The organism is Brevibacterium sp. S22 (assembly GCF_004745485.1).
Taxonomy (GTDB): Bacteria; Actinomycetota; Actinomycetes; order Actinomycetales; family Brevibacteriaceae; genus Brevibacterium.
The window spans coordinates 1-20,393 of sequence record NZ_RHFG01000040.1 but is presented as its reverse complement, the minus strand read 5'-3'; the positions used below and the strand labels follow the sequence as shown (position 1 = coordinate 20,393).

12 protein-coding genes are annotated in these 20,393 nt (G+C 58.0%); 9 read left to right on the top strand and 3 right to left on the bottom strand.

The window, feature by feature from the left end:
- Positions 1–16: 16 nt before the first annotated feature.
- The 5 genes from EB835_RS19065 (at position 17) to EB835_RS19045 (ending at position 8,714) form a co-directional block, all read left to right on the top strand.
- Positions 17–868, top strand: coding sequence for a CDP-alcohol phosphatidyltransferase family protein (locus EB835_RS19065; RefSeq protein ID WP_135811022.1), 852 nt, complete (start codon positions 17–19; stop codon positions 866–868).
- Positions 865–1,788, top strand: coding sequence for a glycosyltransferase family 2 protein (locus EB835_RS19060; protein WP_135811021.1), 924 nt, complete (start codon positions 865–867; stop codon positions 1,786–1,788). The genes EB835_RS19065 and EB835_RS19060 overlap by 4 nt, the downstream gene beginning before the upstream one ends.
- Before the next feature lie 104 nt (positions 1,789–1,892).
- Positions 1,893–4,013, top strand: coding sequence for an acyltransferase family protein (locus tag EB835_RS19055; protein WP_135811020.1), 2,121 nt, complete (start codon positions 1,893–1,895; stop codon positions 4,011–4,013).
- 108 nt (positions 4,014–4,121) lie between these two features.
- Entirely contained in the window at positions 4,122–6,776 is a 2,655-nt protein-coding gene (locus EB835_RS19050; protein ID WP_135811019.1) for a glycosyltransferase family protein, read from the top strand.
- Positions 6,777–6,827: 51 nt separating this feature from the next.
- Complete coding sequence (locus EB835_RS19045) at positions 6,828–8,714, top strand: glycosyltransferase (protein WP_135811018.1); 1,887 nt, start codon at positions 6,828–6,830, stop codon at positions 8,712–8,714.
- Positions 8,715–8,728: 14 nt separating this feature from the next.
- Here the strand turns inward: EB835_RS19045 and EB835_RS19040 are convergent, their stop codons facing one another.
- Positions 8,729–10,009 (bottom strand): CDP-glycerol glycerophosphotransferase family protein, encoded by a 1,281-nt coding sequence (locus tag EB835_RS19040; protein ID WP_135811017.1) that lies wholly within the window; start codon positions 10,007–10,009, stop codon positions 8,729–8,731.
- Positions 10,010–10,389: 380 nt separating this feature from the next.
- On the opposite strand from EB835_RS19040, the gene EB835_RS19035 reads away from it, so the two are divergent.
- From EB835_RS19035 to EB835_RS19020, 4 genes are all read left to right on the top strand, one after another.
- Positions 10,390–12,081: a glycerophosphodiester phosphodiesterase family protein gene (locus tag EB835_RS19035; protein WP_135811016.1), complete on the top strand. Its 1,692-nt coding sequence runs from the start codon at positions 10,390–10,392 to the stop codon at positions 12,079–12,081.
- A gap of 276 nt (positions 12,082–12,357) precedes the next feature.
- Positions 12,358–14,136, top strand: a complete 1,779-nt coding sequence (locus EB835_RS19030) for a CDP-glycerol glycerophosphotransferase family protein (protein ID WP_135811015.1) — start codon at positions 12,358–12,360, stop codon at positions 14,134–14,136.
- Positions 14,118–14,840 (top strand): IspD/TarI family cytidylyltransferase, encoded by a 723-nt coding sequence (locus EB835_RS19025; RefSeq protein WP_135811014.1) that lies wholly within the window; start codon positions 14,118–14,120, stop codon positions 14,838–14,840. The genes EB835_RS19030 and EB835_RS19025 overlap by 19 nt, the downstream gene beginning before the upstream one ends.
- Positions 14,833–15,900: an NAD-dependent epimerase/dehydratase family protein gene (locus EB835_RS19020; RefSeq protein WP_135811013.1), complete on the top strand. Its 1,068-nt coding sequence runs from the start codon at positions 14,833–14,835 to the stop codon at positions 15,898–15,900. Before EB835_RS19025 ends, EB835_RS19020 begins: the two co-directional genes overlap by 8 nt.
- Positions 15,901–16,257: 357 nt before the next feature.
- Here EB835_RS19020 and EB835_RS19015 read toward each other — a convergent pair whose 3' ends face one another.
- Together EB835_RS19015 and EB835_RS19010 are read right to left on the bottom strand one after the other, a co-directional pair.
- Positions 16,258–18,174 carry a CDP-glycerol glycerophosphotransferase family protein gene (locus EB835_RS19015; protein ID WP_135811012.1) on the bottom strand — a complete coding sequence of 639 codons (1,917 nt, stop codon included), beginning with the start codon at positions 18,172–18,174 and terminating at the stop codon, positions 16,258–16,260.
- A gap of 213 nt (positions 18,175–18,387) precedes the next feature.
- The gene (locus EB835_RS19010; RefSeq protein ID WP_168216791.1) at positions 18,388–20,124 is read right to left on the bottom strand and encodes a polysaccharide pyruvyl transferase family protein; all 1,737 of its coding nucleotides are present in this window, start codon (positions 20,122–20,124) and stop codon (positions 18,388–18,390) included.
- Positions 20,125–20,393 lie beyond the last annotated feature (269 nt).

Sequence of the window (20,393 nt, the reverse complement as noted above, 5' to 3'; positions counted from 1 at the left end):
TGGCTGGAGACCAACCATGGAACAGAGAGGAACGGACGTGCCCGAAAAGTCTCCGGCGAAACATCCGACGCTGTCGGAGCTTCGGGCCAAGGCACAGCCGGTAGAAGTCCGCAGCCGCAAGAATGCGGAGCACTGGACCGCGCAGCTCTACCTCCGGCATATCTCGATCTATTTCACGATGCTGCTCGTTCGCACGAAGATCAGCGCCAACGGAGTCACCGGCCTGATGATCCTAGCTGGCTGGTGTATCGCCTTCAGCCTTTTGATTCCTGGCATCTGGGGCGCAGTCCTCGCTGTGATCTTCTCCCAAGTCCAGATGTACATCGACTGCTGTGACGGCGAAGTCGCCCGTTGGCGGGGAACGAGCGGGGCCAAGGGAGTCTTCCTCGACAAGGTGGGCCACTACACCACAGAAGGTCTGGTTGCTGTCGCTCTCGGAGTCCGGGCTGTGGGGGAATGGAGCAACCTCGTCGACGATCCCGCCGGTTCCTACCCACTTCTGCTCGCCGGCACCGTCCTGGCCGCACTGGTCCTCCTCAACAAGGCACTCAACGATATGGTCCATGTTTCCCGTGCCTTCAACGGGCTCGATAAACTCGCCGACTCCAAAGAAGCCACCGCGGTCAATCCAGGTCTGGTCGCCACCCTCAAGCGCATCGCCCGGTTCGTGCCCTTCCATCGGATATTCCACTCGGTGGAGATGTCTCTGATGGCGTTGCTTTCGAGCATCGTGACTGCCATAGCTGTGGCAGGCGGGACCGAACCGCTGTTCGGAGAACGGTGGCTCGTTCTCATCATGGCGCCCCTGTGCCTGCTCTCCGTCATCGGGCACTTCATGTCGATCATGGCATCAAAGAGGTTGTCATGAGCGAGTCATCGAGAATCCTCTCCCAGCGTTTCGAAGACAATCGGCGCTATACGTTCGGTGTGGTCGTACTCAGCCAAGGCAAGCGACTGGACGATCTCAACCGTGGATTCGAGTCGTTGCTGGCGCAGAAGGGCGTCGACCTCGATATCGTCTGTGTGGGGAACGGATGGGAGCCAGAAGGCGTCCCTGACCAGGTCAAAAAGCTGGGGCTTCCGGAGAACCTCGGAATCCCCGCGGGGCGCAACGCCGGCGTCCCCCATGTCGACGGCGAGTTCCTGTTCTTCCTCGACGATGACGCGTGGCTGCCAGACGACACGTCGCTGATGCGCATGGCACAGCTGATGCGCACCAAACCGCGAATCGGTCTGATCCAGCCGAGAGTCGAGGAGCCTGGAGGGCCCGACGCGCCCAAACGTTGGATTCCCAGACTCAAGAAGGGAAGCGCCGACCACTCTTCGAATGTGTTCTCGGTGTGGGAAGGCGCGGTCTGCATGCAGCGTCGGGCCTTTGACGAATGCGGCGGATGGCCCGCGCCCTTCTGGTACGCCCATGAAGGCATCGAACTCGCCTGGCGAGTGTGGGATGCCGGGTACATCGTCTGGTACATGGGCGAACTCTCGGTAGCCCACCCGGTGATCGACCCCAGACGGCATGACGAATACTTCTATATGAACGCCAGGAATCGCGTCTGGTTGGCCCGGCGGAACCTGCCCTGGCCATTCAGCTGGGCATACGTGGGTTCGTGGACATTGATGCAATGCATCAAGTGGGCGAACAAACCGCACCAGCTCAAGGCCTGGATGGAAGGATGGCGAGCCGGGTGGCGTCTGGACCCATGGGGTAAGGACGAGGAACGTCGGAAACTGTCCGGACGAGGCGTGCTGCGAATGTCACGGCACGGACGACCTCCGATCGTGTGAACGTGGGCATCATGTGCCCAGTGCGCGATAGATTGCACCGAGAACTTGTAGGGACCGCGGTCGGGTCCGACCTCACCGACTGAGAAACCGAGTGGAGCCGCTTCATGCCGTCGTCAGCGCCAGTTGCTGAAAACTCTCCCCACGCGAACAGCGCGCCTCAGGCCTCCGGCTTCCGTTCCGACATCCAGGGACTGCGCGCACTGGCCGTGGGGATCGTGCTGCTGTACCACCTGTGGCCTACCACATTCGACGGCGGATTCGTCGGAGTCGATGTCTTCTTCGTCATCTCCGGCTTCCTCATCACCAGTCACCTCATCAAGAAACCTCCCCGGAACTGGGGTGACATCGCGAGCTTCTGGGCGCGAAGGATCAAAAGGCTGCTGCCCGCTTCGCTGCTCGTCCTCTTCGTCGTCGGCATCGCCACTTTCCTCGTCGCGCCCCAATCGATCTGGGCGGACACAGGCCGGCAGATCGTCTCCGCGGCGCTGTACGTTGTGAACTGGGATTTCGCGATCTCGAGCGTGGACTATCTGGCAGCCGACAACGCGCCCTCCCCGGTGCAGCACTTCTGGTCGCTGTCGGTCGAGGAGCAGTTCTACTTCGTCTGGCCGATGATCATCGGACTGGCGTTCCTCCTCGGCGCGAAATTCGGCAAATCCAAGCGAATCGTCGGATTCACCGTTCACGGAATATTCCTCGCCTCGTTCGGCTTCTCCGCCTGGTACACGTTCGCGGAACCGGCGATGGCATACTTCATCACTCCGACGCGGATGTGGGAGCTGGCCTCCGGTGGTCTCATCGCGGTCTTCGTGAGCTACGTGCGAACCGAGCGCCTGCCGTTCAGCTCGCTGCTCGGATGGGTCGGGCTGGCGGGCATCGTCGTGGGCACGTTCGTCATCCGTTCCGATATGCCGTTTCCCGGTTTTGTCGCTCTCGTGCCCGTGGTGTCGACGGCACTCGTCATCCTCGCCGACTCACGCGGACCCAGATCCGTACTCCCCCTGCTGTCGCTGCGGCCGATCCGATTCCTCGGCGACATCTCGTACTCCGTGTACCTCTGGCACTGGCCGCTCATCGTCCTCGTGCCCTACCTGTCGGTGAAATTGGGTGGCTCGGAAAGCCTCGGATTCACCGCGAAGATCGTCATCATCATCGTGTCGATCCTCGCCGCGTGGGCGTCGACGACCTGGGTGGAGAACCGATTCCGAAAGACCGCGGTCCTGGCAGGCTCAGCGAAGGCATTCGGCTTCGCAGTCATCGCCATGGTCATCGTCAGCACCCTCGGGGTGAGTCAGGTGACCATCGCCAACCGGATCGTCGAACAGAACGAGGACAGCCTGCAGACGAAGCTGGCCGATCCTGACTCCTGTCTCGGCGCCGGGATCCTTCTTCCCGGGGCGAAGGACAATCCGAACTGCGAGAACATGGACACTCTGCAGATGGAACCCGCTGCGGCGAAGAAGGACAAGTCGAAGGCCTACGCCGACGGCTGTTGGGCAAGTGCACCTTATGACAGCAAACCCGAATGCACCTACGGCGACGGCTCGAAGCACATTGCACTGGTCGGCAACTCTCATGCCGGGCACTGGCTGCCGACGCTGGAGAGACTGGCAGAGAAGAACGACTGGACGATCACCACGTTCCTGGCCTCGAATTGCAGCATCTCGACCCTGCCGCAGGAACTGTCGACACCGGACGAGGCCAAGGGCTGTCAGGACTACGCGGACTGGGTGGTCGAGCGCACCACAGAGGGCGGATTCGACGCAGTGATCACGTCCGAACGTCAGTCCACACCTCTGCAGGGCATGGATTGGGATCAGACCGAGCAGAAGGCTCCTGAGGGGCATCGCCCGATCCTGCAGAGCTGGGTCGATGCGAAGCTCGACGTCCTCGTCGTCAGGGATACGCCCTACCCAGGAGGTGCCGACATCACCGTGCCCGACTGTGTCGCCAAGCATGAGGACGACCTCGAAGCGTGCTCGGGAACACCAGAGTCCTGGCATTGGATGGATCCCTTGGCCGCCTCGGCGAAGACCATCGACTCGAAGCGGATATCGGTCATGTACCCGCAGGACTGGTTCTGCCCGGACGGCACCTGTGAACCCGTCATCGGCGGAGTCATCACCTACTTCGACACCGCTCACATCACAGCTACCTATGCGCAGACCCTTGCACCGCAGTTCGATGCGAGTCTGCGCCGGTCGGGTCTGCACACTTTCAACTGAAGAGCCAAGACCGTCGGTTCAACGAACTGACAGCGAAATCCGATACTGTGACCCTGATCGGTCCCGACCACCGACTGTGCACTGAAACCTCTGCAAAGGACGACACGAGTGACCACTGGACGCAACTCAGCAGATCGATACATCAGCAAGGGACGAGAGCTGATCAAACCCGTGGTCCACGGAGTTGCTCGACGGGCACTCCCCGTGGTGGAAAGAGCTTCCGGCACGAAGTACGTACGCGAGCGTGCTGCCGGAGGCAAAGGCAGCAAGAAGTCGGCCACAGCAGCGCAGAAGAATGCCGCTGCAACCGCACGGGCGTATCGGAAGCTTGCGGTCGGGCTGAGAGGCGGATCCGCCGAAGACATCGACGGATGGAACGTCGCACCTTCGCCGCAGGAGGTCGCGTCCAAGGAACGGCAGCTGGCACGACTGAAAGCACATTCGAAACTGTCCGAGTCCCTGGCCAAGGGAGAGCCCTTCGGGCCCTCCAATGTCGACGCGGCGAGAGCGCTCATCGCCGCCGGCTTCCAATCCGAGGTTGTGTCCATCGGACTCACCCTCTGCGCCCAGCCTCATCAAGAGGAGGTCGGCAGAACACTCCTGGGAATGGCGTACCAACGTTCCTCGGAGCCGGCCGTGGCATGGGCGGAATTCGCACAGGTCGATGATCGGGAACTGATCGTCGCGGCCGCCGAAGAGTACTACCCCACCGCCATCGACTCCCTCGGGCGTGAGGCGCTGCCTCTGCTGGAACGGTCGAACGATTTCGGAGAGACGCAGCGGTGGAGTCAGAAGGCCGTGCTGCGCACCGCGGAATCGGCCTTCTGTATCGACGCCTTCGACCACGTCCGCACCCTTGTCGATTCACGCCTGGAGCAAGACGAGCACCTCGACGAGGCGGTGCGCTACGAACTCACCCGCATGCTCGACTGGCTGCCCGGCGGCAAACACCTCGACCCCCTTCCCGCCACTGCAGGCATACGCAATTTCGGTGTGCTCAGCTACGATCAGCCGGGCATCCGGTCGCGTAACATCGGCGACTACATTCAGACGATCGCCTCAATCGGACACTTACTCCGCTACGAGAACCTCAAGTTCTCCGGCGACGAAGGACTCACTGAACTCTTCGCGAAGTTCCGCAACTCTGTCAAAGACGAAAGGAAGTACGCGGGGCCCAAGACCGAACTCAACCTCGTCGAGGTCTACCGAGACGGCAACGTCTACCAAGAGATCCCCGAAGACACCTGGTACATCGCCTTCGGCTGGTACATGCACGACATCTTCGGAAAATCATTCAACATCCCGTTCCATCCGAACCTCCGCCCGATCCTGCTGTCGGTCTTCGTCCGCTATCCCGAGATGCTCACCCCTGAGGCCATCGCCTACCTGAAGAAGTACGGCCCGGTCGGGTGCCGTGACTGGCAGTCGGTGGCAGTTCTCCGCGCCGTCGGCGTCCCTGCCTTCTTCTCCGGATGCCTGACGACGACCGTCGATACGCTCTTCCCTACACCGCCTGCAGATCATCGCACTGGAACCCTGCGTGTCGACTGGATGAAGGACAACAAGGGACCAAAGAAGAAGCAGACGGTCACTGCCATTCGCGACAAGTCGTTCCCGGAGAACCTCGAACTGGCGCGCAACTGGGTCGCCGACTACGCCTACAAATACAAGCAGGTTCTCACGTCTCGCCTCCACGCGAACCTTCCCGCACGCTCGGTGGGCGCGGATGTCGAGTTCGAGCCCAAGAACAAGTCCGATTCTCGTTTCGGCGGACTCATCGACATCAACGAAGACGAATTCGATGCCATTCGCAATGGAATCCTCGACAAACTCTCCGTGCTGCTTCCCCTCATCGCCACGGGAGCACCAGAAGACGAGATCTATCAGAAGTGGGTCGAGATCACGGCAGACGATATGGCTGTCGCCGACGAATACCTCGCCACTGCGCAGCTACCCAAGGCTGACAGCGCCGCCGTCGCGAACGCTGTCGAGACCGTCGAGAAGCCGGTGCCCGAGAAGGACGTCACCGACATCGTCATGACGGTCGACAAGGGTGAACAGGCCATGCTGGCTTCTGCAGTGAGAACAATTGATGACCAGGCGTCGACGCGCTATCGAGTGTGGCTGCCAGCAGGTGCCCTGGACACAGCTCAGGTCGACGACATCGAGTCACACCTGCCCAAAGGCACGATCCGCCTCCTCCCACCGGTGACTTTCCCCGGTGTCGCGAACACCAACGACCTGGTGCAGGCTCTGCTGCCGGAACTGTTCCCCGACCACGAGCGACTCGTCGTCATCCCCGCGGCCGCCGAGGTATCGGCTGACATCTCAGAACTGGCGGCTGTCGACCTCGGCGAGGCACTCATCGCGGCCAAACACGATGTGAGGAAGTACCGCTCCAGCGGACTCACCCTGATGCGGCGGACAGCCAGTGCCTTCGGCAATGACCACGTCGGTGCGCTCAAGTACGTCTTCGCCAGCCATTTCGGAATGAACGAAGACTTCGCACCCTTCGACCCGCAGATCGCAGTGCTCAATCCGAACGCACTGCGTGGAGCCGGAATCGTCGAGCAGACCATCGGACTCCTGTCCGAGGTCCCCATTGGGTATGTCGACGCACTGCAGACCACAGTTCGCGGACGGTACACGGAACTTGACAGCGAATGGAACATCCGCGCGCAGTGGGAGACCTCTGAGAACCCCAAGATCGTCAACTGGCGCGGCCAGGCCCACCACTACAGTCAGATGGCTTTGAGCCGGTGAAGAACCCCTTCACCGTCCACATCGCCCAAGTACTGAAGAAAGGCATCAGCAGTGAGCCTGACAGCTCGACCATTCCCTGAGACCAATGGCAGCCACTCTGACTCGGTCGACACTGCTCGTTCTCTCGGCACCGATGCAGTGCACGTCTACAACGTCTTGTGGGGAATCCCCGAATCCATGGGCGGGATGACGACCGCTGCCCTGCGACGGATTCGCAGCTTCCAGAAGTTCGGGCGTGCACTGTCGCAAACCATTCTCACGTTCAGTCCGCACATGGACGCCGACGAGACCAGAGCACGCCTGATGGCCCAAGGAAAGATCAGCGACGATGTCGAGCTGGTAAACATCTGGCCGGAACTTCGTGCCAGGACCGAATCGGGCCTGGCAACGCTCAAAGGCGAACCGCTGAAGGCTCCACTGCCGCCCGAGGACGGCGAAGTCGAGAACATCACTGCCTTCTACGATGTGTTCCGCAGCCCGCGGACCCGTGCGGTCATTCGGCGCAACTACCGGCGGGCGGACGGCAGCCTCCTGCTCACCGACATCGAGGATCCGAAGCTCGGCAGACGATTCGTCCTGCATTCGCCGGAAGGTCGGCCGATGACGGAATGGCGACGCCCCCGCGATTTCTACAACGCCTGGATCTCCGCGGTCGTGACCGCCGAACCCGCTGTCGTCATCGTGGACGACAAGCAAGTCAGCGAGTTCATCCACGAGATATCGGACCGGGCATTCCCCCTCATCCTGTTCCTCCACGGATCGCACCTCCGCCACCCGTGGAACGGGAACCATGGTCAGATTCTGCCCCGCAGACTGGATACGATCCGCAACCTCGACCGTTTCGACATCGTGGGGGTGCAGACCGAACAGCAGGCAGAGGCGGTCAGGGCCCTGGGAATCTCCGAGGCCAACATCCGACTGCTGACGGGAGAGCTTCCAGAGTCGGCCGCGCTGGCCTACACCCCGCGCCGGCGACCGCTGAACTCGGCCGTCATGATCGCCAATCTCATCGCGCTCAAACGCATCGATCATCCGATCCGCGCGGTCGCAGAGCTGAAGGACCGCGGAATCGACGTCTCGTTGACCGTACTCGGTGAGGGCAGCGAGCGAGGCAGACTCGAGAAACTCATTGACGACCTCGACCTCGGTAACCACGTCGAACTGCCAGGCTATGTGTCCGACGTGTCGGATCGACTGCAGGCAGCGTCATTCTCCATGCTCACGAGCACAAGCGAGGGCCTGCCGCTGTCGATGCTGGAATCCATGGGGGCCGGATGTATCCCCATCGTCTACGACATCACCTACGGCCCGCGTGATCTCATCGAACACGGGCGCAACGGCTTCATCACACCGTGGAGCGACATCGACGCCCTGGCCGATCAAATCGAAGACTTCCTCTCATTGGATGAGGACCACGTCGACGACATGCGCAGGGCGGCACGAAAGACCGTCGAACGCTACCTTCCTGAAGCCGGATATCGGCGCTGGAAGGAGGTGCTGGAGGACGTGACGGTGGTGAACCTGCCCGACGACCTCGGCGAAGAATCGGCACCATCGATCGAAGCCAAGAAGCTCACGTGCGAGGCGACACCTCAGGGCTGCCGCATCGAGATCGAACTCGACCAGATTGATCCGGTGATCGCCGAGAGCCTGCAACTGGTCGTTGCGGGCAGGAAACTCAGCACGTTATTCATCAGCAGCGGGCAGATGTCAACGCGCAGATTCGGCCACAGATTCGTCCTTACCTTCGACGTGGACTACGCAGGTTTTTCAGAGTCTCCGGACGAGACTTTCGACGTGTTCCTGCGCAGAGCCCATGACCTGTGGACGGCGAAGGGGAGGATTGCGACGCCGAGGCGGTTCCGCGCCGAGCAGGCAGGGAACAGGGAATGGTACTCGACGAAGCACGGGAATCTGTCGGTCCGTCCACGCTCGTGAGCTGGGCCGAGACCTCAGTCGTCGCTGGACTCCGCGTTGGTGCTCTCTGAGTGGAACTTTCTCAGTTCGACGGTGCGATCGGCAATGAGATCGGAGACCGCCGCGGTGAACAGGGCCGTCGAGGTCCCTTTCTCCCCTTCTCCGAAGTAGTGGCGCCTGAGATCCTGCCGGGCAGCGGCAGCCGTGTCATCGGAGAACATCTCCAGCAGCATTGATTCCACTCTGTCGACCGTAGTCTCATCGATGATCGGCGTGGCACGGCTGATGGGTGCTTCGGCATTGAGTTTGGTCGTGTCGGTGCGACGATCCGTCAGGGCCAAGGGCTTGTGCGGTTCGAGGTAAAGGTAGTCGAGGCCGACGCTGGAGATATCGGTGACAAGCAGGTCGACCTCGTCAAACATTGCGAGGATGTCTCCCTGCATGAGCACCTGGTGCTGTTGCGTCGGGTCGTCGATGGCTTCGTTAGCCCGGTCGATAAGCGCGAGGATACGTGTGTTCGCCTCGGTCATGGCGAGATCGTTAGAGGCTTCAACCCGTGGGTGTGGTTTATATATCAGCCGAGCGTTCGGGATCCTCAAAGCGGCCTCGACGATCTGTGGTCCATAGAGGTCGACTGACGTGTAGTTGTTAGACTCGTTCTCGCCTTCCCACGTCGGCGCGTACATGATCGTCCTCGCTGACGAAGGCTCGAGCTCCGCTGGCCTGTCGATGTCCAGCTGCGGGCGACCGACTTTGACCAGTGCCGATTCGTCGAAGTCAATGAGTGCTCTGCTGTGTCGTTCGATCGCAGCATCGCCGGCGACAAACACCTTGTCGTAGGCTTTGGCCTGATTGGACACCATGCTCAGCTTGTCCGACTCACCATGATTGATGTGGACGTGAACCATCGGGGAGAAGGCCAGAGACTGGAAGTTCGCCACACCGTTGTTCACATACAGCGCGAGCTTGAAATCGTTGGCATGGTAGAAGGTGTGGAGAGGGTCGAAACGTCGTTTGAAGACCACCGGAAGATGGGTGGATTCCAGGGCCTGCAGCAGTGAAGAGCCTTTGCGCAGGACGAGGACGACTCGGTGCTTCTTGTGCAGTTCTTCGAGCACGGGAAGCCACTGTTCGAGTTGATAGATCTTGGAGCTGCGATCACCGAAGTAGACGACGACTTCACCCTTGGCATAGCTGCCATCGAATTCGTCCTCGAGCCGATTCCAACGCTCGGTGCCCCTGATCCACTTGCTCGTGTTTTTCCAAGCAGGCGATCGAACCGCCCAGAGGGCAGTCTTGCGGAGAAGGCTCTTCACAGTGTCCCTTTCGAATCTCAAAGAATGCTCGTTCGACGGCTAGGCAGCCATCGTCAACGATGTCATCCTCAATGGTACGGGCCAAAGTTGAAGACCCGTCGCGTGCATACGGGGCACTCAGTCTCTCGTGGAGATATGCCACCGAGCTGTCTGGGGTGGAACGAGGCCGGGCGGGAGGACCGGGCGCTGACGAAAGGTCCTAAATTCCGTGCGGCGGTGCGTGATCGTCCGTTGTTGCGATTGATCCCTGGCGATCCGGCTTCGGGCGGTGGTTACGACTACGGCTAAGTTAGTGTGAGGGGCATATGTTCATCAGCACTTGAGCCCGTGCACCTGAACCCCAGGTCGCAGGCTGTCGCACGAACCGAGGATCTGGATAGTTGGAGACCGAGAAGAACGAAAACCTGCCAAAGAGCCCCGTTGAGCTGATTGGACCCGATGGTTCCACTGCACCGATGCCAATCCGCGGGCACATCGTGTATGTAGGCAACGGCGCTACCTCACAGCATTACGAAGAAGAATTCCGGAATCTGGGCATTCGCGGGATGCAGACAAGTAGTGGTTCAGGGGCACTTAGGCATTTGGCGGCGCAACCAGTCACGGTCGATGCATCCTCGAGGAAGGCTGTCGACGGTTTCGGCCACACCGGGGCTGCGCTTCGTGGGTTCTATGCTCGCCGCAGAACTGCGGACAGGTGGCAGTGGTACACCGAGAAAGGCATCTGGGAGGATGCTTCAGCGGAAATGTCGGCTAAGCAACTCATCCTAGCCGGCGACGATGTTGCTGATTTATGCGACATAGACCGTCACAACCTCGTGTTAGACGCGCAGTGGATTGACCCATCCGGAAGTACTGCGAACTGCGGTTCCCGGATGTTCTCGAATGAACTTATGGCTCATGCGTTGGGGGGACATGGAGGGACCTCGAACCACAACACGAGAGCGGCATTCGAAAGCGCTGTCGAGAACGGGTATACGTATTTCGAGGTGGACTTGTCATACACCACCGACCGCCGGCTCGTCGCCGGTAGGTGGACGAAATCAGTGTGTGACCTCAGTGGGATCGAATACAGCGATGACTTCGCTGAAATGACCTACGAACGTGCGATGCGGTTGAAGCCGTTTGGCGAATCGATGATGGACGCGAGGGAACTATACGAGATAGTCAGGGAACACCCCGAGTTCACATTCGAGATCGACTTCCACAAAGTCGAAGGAGACGATGTCAAGAACCGTGTACGTTCTCTGCTCGAGGACTTCCATTATGACGAAAGTGCTCTCGAGCGGCTGCTGATCCAGGCGTACACGGAGCAGATGCACCGAGATATCGATTCTGTGCACCATTTCTCGCATTACCAGTTCTTAGTTGGGATGAGCATGGGTCGACTCGATGAGATCACGACCTACTGCTTGGACACTGGAATCTGTGCTGTCGCGTTACGGTGGGGTCTTGCTACCGCTGATGTGGTGAGTAAGATCAAGAACGCGGGCCAGAGAGTTCTTGCCTACACGATCTCCAACGACAGTGCGCTTGCGGTCGGAGTGCTCACCACCGGAGTCGATACAGTGTGTACGGACCATGTGACGCCTGAAAAGCTGAACAAGTCGAGAGGGCGTTTCGGGCAGAAGCCCTTCCTGGTCTATTACCACAGCGGGTCGCCGGATGCGTCTGAAACGTATTCGAATGCAATCGGGAACGCCGCGATCCAGGGAGACGTAGTGAAGGTTCCCAGCGGGGCGACTGAGTTCCGGGATGCCAGACGGTGGGCGAACAATGGTTCTGAGACTCTTGCGAAGCAGAGGTTCGCTTTACCTGGTAAGCGGTTCGCTGGATGGCATCTGCGTGTCAACCTTGACGGGGAACACCAGTGGTTCTGCACCGATGGCACATTCCGGACCAAGAAGGTCATGCGGACCAGGCCGCCGGCAACGAGATATCTGTTCAGTGACGAAGAAGCGCTGCCGGTCGTCAATTCCAAGGACGGTGCCAAGTTCGTCATGGTTGCGGTTTGGGGCGACGTCGAGGCGTCGACCGGTTTCTGGTCGAAGTGGTTCGGGCGGCGACGCTCATGATCGGCAAAATCCCTTCGTCAAGTCGGTAGCGGATGTGTCGAAGGCGTTCTAGGAGATGTCTGGATCACGGTCGTGGTGCTTCGATCCTGTGGTTTGACTGACTATTGGCCCTCGACTGTTCGAGAAGTCGATAGTGGTGAGCGGCGATACCCACCACGCAACGAACAGGGTCTGCACCAACTCACGAAAGTGCGGCTGGCTGTTAGGCTATTGCCGTTACGAATCGTTGAATATCATCTTTATTGGAAGTGAAGCCCGTAGGGGTAAGGGGAGCGTGTGTCCGAAGAACTGAAAATTGTCGACCTCGACTGGGAGCGAGTGAACCTCAGTTTCACCGTAGAGTTCCCAGGAGAAGACGTCGACGGCTTCTACCTCACCTCGAACGCGAATCCTGGAGTGAATCTGCTGCCGGTTGCTTTCGAACCCGTCGCCTCCGGTCACTACAGGCTGACAATCAACGTCACGCAATTCAACCGTCGTTCGCAGGTTCCCAACGGCACGTACTATTTGGTGGCGCTGCGACGCGGCCAGCTTCATCCCGGAAACTTCCCACTTGACCGAGTCGGTAAGTTGGACGGGTTCTCGCGTGCCTTCGTGTACAACAAGAATCGTTCGGCGTACACAGTGACCTTCGGCGTCTCCGATGACGAGGGCGCACCATTCTTCCTGATGCGCACCTACTCATTCGGTCGCTCCGCGGGCAAACCGTCGTCCAGGGTGACGCGAATGAAGTCGAAGATCAGCGGTAAGTGGGCGAAGACAAAGCGAAAGGCTCTTCGCAAGGTATACGCCGCCGGATCGAAGAAGCGGCCCGACGACGGCAGCAACATTCTGTTCGCCTCGGAGGCGAGACCCAACATGCAAGGTAACCTCAAGGCAGTCCACGACAGGATGATCGAACGTGGACTCGATAAGGACTACAGTTTCGCCTATTCATTCAGAACAGGTCGGACAAGCTCGCGTCGGAGCGCTTTTCACCTCGCTTGGCAGATGGGAAAGGCGAATACCATCCTCATCGATGACTACTTCGCTGTGCTAAAAGACCTCGGCAATCGGAATGAGCAGAAGATTATTCAGCTGTGGCACGCGGGCAGCGGGTTCAAATCGGTTGGTTACAGTCGGTTCGGCCAGTACGGCTCACCGAATCTCCGAAATGCTCACCGACAGTACTCCTATGCTATTTGTGGGTCGCAGCACCTTCGAGATGTATATAGCGAGGCCTTCGGCATCGAACGTGAATCGGTCTTCGCAACCGGTCTGCCGCGAATTGACGGGTTCCTCCGAGAAGGGCGCGCGGAAAAAGTTCTTGTGGAGTTCGAAAGCGAATTCCCCGAGGCGAAAAGTAAACGAAAGATTCTCTGGGCGCCCACCTTCCGAGGTCGGGGGTCAGGTGACGCGCACTATGACTATGATGTCATTGATTTCCAAGCGCTCTACGATTCGTGTGGTGAGGACACCGTTGTGCTCTTCCGCCAGCATCACTTCATCCCGGATCCGGCCCCGATCCCCCCGGAGTTCAGCGACCGGCTGATCGATGTCGCTTCATGTCCTGACACTAACGACCTATTGCTGATCTCTGATGTCCTCATCACGGACTACTCCTCGGTCATCTACGAGTACTCGCTGCTTGAACGCCCGATGATATTTTTTGCGTACGATCTCGAAACGTACTCGGCAACGCGCGGAATGCACAGAGACTACGAAGAGGCAGCGCCTGGCAGCATCGCGACTACGTTCGATGAACTGATCACGCTTATACGCCAACCGGCGCTGAGTGTGGAAAAGACAAAGGAGTTCGTACGGGAGAACTTCGACTTCGTGGATACGAACAACTCAGACAGAGTGATTGACACTCTTGTCGTGTCCACGCCCATCGTCGAACCTGCACAAGAAGCTTCGATCAATTTCGATGATCTGGCAGCTCGTGATCGCGAGAACATTCTGGAAAGTGACAGTTACGAAGAAGAATCAGCCAATTCGGCTGAAGGAGAACCTCGTCCGACAACGGCCGAAGAGGAAGATAACGAGGAGAACGAATGGCAAACATTGCAGTAGTCTTCGCTGGTGGAGTAGGTGCCAGAATGGCTCACAGCTCACGTCCGAAGCAGTTCTTGGAGATTCACGGGCGGCCCGTCATCGTTCATACTCTCGATGTCTTTGAACAACACCCCGACATTGATGCCATTGCGGTAGCCATCCTTCCCGAATTTCGTGAGTACCTCGAACGGTTGGTCAAAAGATATGAACTGACCAAGGTGAAGTGGATTGTCGACGGTGGCTCGACTGGACAGGAATCCAGACACAACGCGCTGAAGGTCGTGGCCGAGAGCAACGACCCGAACAGCCTCGTACTTATCCATGACGGTGTCCGCCCACTTATCGACGCCGACTTGGTATCGCGCAACATCGAGAGTGGTATTGAATTCGGATCAGCCGTCACCTGCACCAAGATGACTGAGACAGTCGTTGTCGAAGAAGGTGCGGGGATCAAGGACGTTATTCCTCGGGATCCGTTGTGGACCGCTCAGGCCCCCCAGACCTTCCGTCTTGGAGACGCACTCGAAGGATACGATCGGGCGGTTGCAGAAGGGGAACATGATTCTATCGACACCTGTACTCTGATGCACAGTTTCGGGTATGACGTGCACCGAGTCGAAGGTCCTCGCACCAACATCAAGATCACTACCGCTTCCGACTACTATGTCTGCCGGACATTCCTGACTCTCATTGAGGATCGGGAGGCATTCGACGGTGAATGACGTTGTCCTATTCGACTCACCGGTTTTCAAGGAAGATGTCCAGCAGATAGCCAAAGCTGAGTTGCCTTGGGATACCTACGGTGGGCAGAACATTCTGGTCACGGGCGCTTCAGGAATGATCCCGATGTACATTGTGGGCACGCTTCTCACAGCGAATGATTTGCACGGTCTCGGGCTACAGGTCACCGGTATGGTGCGGAACTTGCAGAAAGCGAAGTCGCGGTTCGGAAGTGCGCTTGATCGAACTGACTTCAATTTGATTGAAGGCGATGTCACCGAGCGGCAATCATTTGATAGTCCGGTTGACACCGTATTTCATGGTGCATCGCCTGCCCGTCCTTCACTGCACAAGAGCTCTCCAGTGACAACGTTGAAGGCAAATACGCTGGGCACAATGAACCTGTTGGACGTCCAGGAGGAGAAGGGCGGAGGATCCTTTGTTCTCCTGTCGTCATCTGAGGTCTACGGAAGTGTTTCCGGCGCTCAATTGATCTCAGAAGATTCGGTCGGCTCGTTCCAACATTTCAGTCCGCGAGCGAGCTATTCGGAAGGCAAGCGAATAGCAGAAACTGCTCTGGCCGCTTACTCCGCCGAATTCGGTATACGCCCTCTCAGCGCTCGATTCGGACACATATACGGCCCGGGTATGGCTCTTGACGATGGAAGGGTTCAAGCCGATTTCCTCGCCGATGTCGTCAACAGCCGAGACATCAAAATGATGAGCGCTGGCGCAGCCACCCGTACTTACACGTACGTAGCCGACGCCGTCTCTGGCTTGTTCTATGCACATCTCTGCGGAGATGACCCTGTATACAACGTGGCAGATCCGGAAGGTAACGTCAGTATTCGTGAACTTGCAGAGACCTTCGCAACAGCGAGGCCCGAGAAAGAGCTCAAGCTTGAGTTCGTCAATCAAGAAGATAGTGGAGCTTTTTCTCCAGTGACTTCGTTGGGTCTGGCCTCGGACAGACTTGAAGCTCTCGGCTGGAAGCCAGCCAACGATCTCAAAACCGGCGTCTCCCGCACAATTCGATCATTTGAGGATGGACCACTGATATAGATGCGTCTCTGCGCTCGCTGGCAGCAACACCTCTCCGGCGAGCGCAGAGAGTCGGCAGTGAGATTACGGAGCCATGCGGAGGGGCACCTGGCCGGCAGTTGCACCGACAACGGCCACCGACGTGTGCCCGTACGCGTACGGCAGAGCTCAGTTGCTCGACGACAAGTTGCGATCACCCTATCGTCAAATCATCCCGACATTTGTGAGTCCCAATAGGCCGCTGGCAGACCTTAGATGTCCCCTGTGATTCGATCGAATGGGTATCGTTGTAGTCGCCAGAGCGGCAGGATTTGTATCTGGGAATGTAGTTTCCGCTGTCAAGGCATTCGAATATTCTGAGGTCGACAATGATTGCGGTCAGCGACCGATCTTCGAGCGCAGCTCGCGATATTTCCGCGCTACGAACTTTCGCCGTGCTGAGCCTTTGGGGAGAACGAGTCCCACCGCCTTCTGCCTTGTGCTCAGTTCCTTAGACAGTGGGACCCAGAGATTGGCCGAGGCGGTGGATCGCTGTCCTGCCATCGACGCTATGGCAAGTTCATCACACGACAGGTCTGCCGCAAGGAACACACGATCGAACTGCGCATCGTCCAATCGCCTGCGGAACTCACGAGTGTAAATGCGGCTCAGAGTCGTATTGTTCCGCACCTGTGACGCAACGGTGTCGAAGTCGAGATAGTTGTTGCTTGCGAATTGTTTGTAGTCCTCTTCTTCCTTCTGCAACAGCGCAAGCGACTCGGCCTCGTAGGAGACAGTGGATATCTCATTGCCGAACTTCTTGATCTTCTTCATGAAATCGTCGCTGATGGGAGCTCTGCGATCGACAATAAGCACTGTCTGCTCAAACGGCGAAGCGGCTGATTTCAACAGGGCTTTCAAGAACTCGTCGGAGCAGCGTGGACCGGCTTTCAACTCACCGGCCCAGAACGCTGCTGTAGGACGATTGCCGAGAGTAGTGCGCGTGGGGTATCCGTCTATCTGATCGTGGAGGAGGAATTCGACAGCGCGCTTGGACGCGAACCCGTCTTCGTGAGGACAGAACCGCGTTTGTGCCGCTTTGTATCGAGTACCTTGCAGTGGTTCGTCAGTAAGATTCCGAGTTTCCGATGACTGTTCGAGATCTTTCACAATCGAGGTGACGGTCTCTTGCAGTTCATGCCGATCGAGAGCCACGGACCCTGGAAGTTCGGTTGTTTCAAGATTGACTCCGCGGGAGCCCGCGTACCCATCCAGATCGTACAGATAGTGGACTATCGGTCGGCCGGTAGGTAGAAAATCGAAGAATATGCTGGAGAAGTCCGTTATGAGTATGTCCACAACCGTCAGCAGGTCATTGGAGCTTATTTCATGCGGAGGGATGATGACGTTGCCGAGTTGGTCACCGACTGAGGCGTCTCGTATTATACGGTCCATGCGGTGATGGCCCCGATACATGAGCTGGATGTCGAGTTGTTCCAGGGCGTTCAGATCTTCAAGCAATTGATCCGTATCTATGACGTCTTTGGCGTTCTCGGATCGCCAAGTCGGTGCATATAGGACAGCGGGTCCGCGATCATGCGACTTCAGGCCTAAGGCAGTTCGGAGCCGATTTGGCAGTCCTGGTTTGGGCTCCAGGGTTCGATCTATTCTCGGATAGCCGATCTCGGCGAAAGTCGCAGTAGACACACCACTCATAGAATAGGCCGAAATCATCTTCTCAGTTGCGAATTCACACGGCGAGAGGATGTGCGATGCCTTTGCGAAAGTGCCGTTTCCCGCAGCTGATCCGAATTTGGCTGATGGAGTATTTCTGCCGAGTGACTTATATGGGATTCCATGCCAAGTGTTCAAGTACTTTTGGCCAGGTCGACGGGTGAAGAAGCCAGGCAGATTCGCATTGCAGACAACGTACCCCGCAGTCGAAAGGAAATACGTGTACGAGCGAGTATTGCGGCGGGCGAACACCACGTCTGGGGCATTTTTGTACCTCTCAGGGATCGATCCTCGAGCGTCAATTGACCAAACGTGAAGGAACTCCCCGTGCTCAGGATGCGATCGGAGGTACTCAAAGATCCCTAGCGGGTTGTCGCCCATGCGGGCACCGGACATCGTCTCGTAAAAGATGACGTTCTTGTTGACAGGCGTACGTAGGCTGTCCCGGATGTACCGCTTCCGAACCGCCTTCGTCCGTGCGTTCTTCCCGAGCCGTTTCTCCCAGAATTCGTCAGCAGCGACGCTGGAAGCTAAGTTCGCGTTCTCCAACGCCTCGCGAAGCAGAGAACTGTCCTGGTCCATTCAGCAGTGTCCTTTCACCTAGTCGAATCTTCCCGAGTCTAGCGGTGTTCAGGACGGATGATCGGCTTCGCAAGGATAAAGATTCCTGGCCTGGACTGATCGCAGCTTCGGAGTGTTATTGGGCTTTCTGCGAACCGCGACTGATAGTAGGTGTCATTGTGCTCGATTCACCGTGCAATGCCGGAGGGCAGATCGCTGGCTGGCATAAGTGCGCTACCTGGGCTTCAGCCTGTCCGTGAACCGCGACAGCTTGGAGGACATGGACGGCTTCGAGTCGTCGGAGTCCAATTTCTCCCATCTGGCCACAAATACTGCAGAAGCAACGGAGTTGACGGGCAGATGCGGGACCTGCGCCCCGTCCTTGAAAACCTGCTTTCGGTCGTCCAGGTCTGTTCCTTTGGTATCGCCCGGGGTAATCGTGCCATCGTCGAGCAACCAGAACCATCGTTTGTCTATTCTGAACCGGAGAGTCCATCCCGTGAACCGGTGAGTGGCACTTCGGAATAGGACTGGCCCAACCTTTGAGCTACCGTCATTCCGATAGACCATACGCGCACCAGAATATTCGAGCGCGCCACTCTTCAACTTCTTGACCTTCAGGTCCGCCGGGTGGGATTTGTCGATCTTGACCGCATCTTTGTTATCAGAGTTGACCACCGCCCCGCTGTGGAAGTGGGCAGGATAGGTCAGCCGTCTGCGCCGGGCCTCGTGCCGCGAGTTGTCGACTATTTGCGACGCTCCCGCAGATTTCTCCGCCTGTCGCAACGCTGTGAGAAGGAAGTCTTCTGAAGACTTGCGACGCTCGTCCACCCGGGCCTTGGCCTGCTTGAAATCCACAGTGCTTCGAAAGCCGTGCACATCGTCATCGGGCGAGAACTGCTGGTCGGTGAGCCCGAACTCGGCGAGAAAGTTCGGCACCTTGTTGCCGTTGCGTTTGCCGACAAAGAACAGAGTTTCGAAGATAAGGGAAAAGCAACATCCGTGGAACGAATTTGTGAAGACTGCGTCAGCGTGGGCGATGTACCCGAGCCATTCCTCCGCCGATACGTCGTAGCGCGGTATATGCCTGACCTTCGGGTCGGTGATCTTGCCATGAGGAAGGGGCCTGTCGGACAGTTCCACAATAGTGAGGTCGTGGGCCTTCGCATACTCGACAGCTTTAGCGACTGTGTCCGTAGATCGCTCCATCACGTAATACAGCAAGAGGTACTTCTCTTCTTTCGGAGGTACCTCCACACGGTCCCAGAAAGCTTTGTCGTGCAGAAGGACGGGATCAATCACCGTGGGCATGCTGCGTCCGGTGTGTTCTTCGATGTACTCGCCGAAATCACGTTCTCGAACGCTGATCGAGTCGATGTCCTCTAGGTAGTCGAAGAACTCTTTAGCAATCCCCGGTTTGAAATCTGGTTGTGCGCCGCGGCTCGGAGCGTATGCGATCTTTGGTTTTCCCTCAAATGTTTTGCTTCCGAGCATGAATCCACGGTCGAACGCGGGAGTGGGCCCCATAGGCTGCCAGATGACATCAGTCACACAGATATAGCAATCCATGCCGGGATCTTGGACCTCGAGCAGATCAGGATCGTACTTTTCAGTGGTGAAATCAAGGTTGTCGGCTACGAAAGCTTCGAACTTGTCGTATCGAATCTTGCGCTCTTCCGTGAGAGCTCGGTACCCCATTGCCAGTTCGGCCCATCTTCTTGCGGCGGCACTTCTGGCCTTGTCTGCAGCTGGCGAGTTAGCAGTCTCAGAGATGATTGAGCGGTACTTGGATTCTGCGTATTTTGCGGGCTCGCGTAGGTTGTGCCCATCGTAATGGATTGGCTTGTAGTCGAGGAAGATTGCGTCGTGCCCCTGGTTTTTCAGATACTGCTGAAAGGCATACGCGTGCAAGTTGCACGCAAAGTTGAGGAACGCCGCGTAACGGTTGATCCCGATGAGTCCAATTTTCATTGTCCGAGCCCTTCGCATGACTGCAACATTTAAGTGCCCAGTCTATATGGACAGCAAAGGCTTCTCGTGCATGGTCACACCTTTGAGCTCGCCTACGAGGGAAGCGTCGTTCAACCAACCGAAAAGTGACAGGCTCATTCAGCCTGAGTTTCACAATTTTAGTGTCCCGAAAATCGGTCCGGCAGTAGCTCCGCCGCGATTTCTCTCGCCTCGCCAGTGACCTCGGGATCGAAGGTGATGTCTTGGCCACCCACACGCCCGGTGAACTC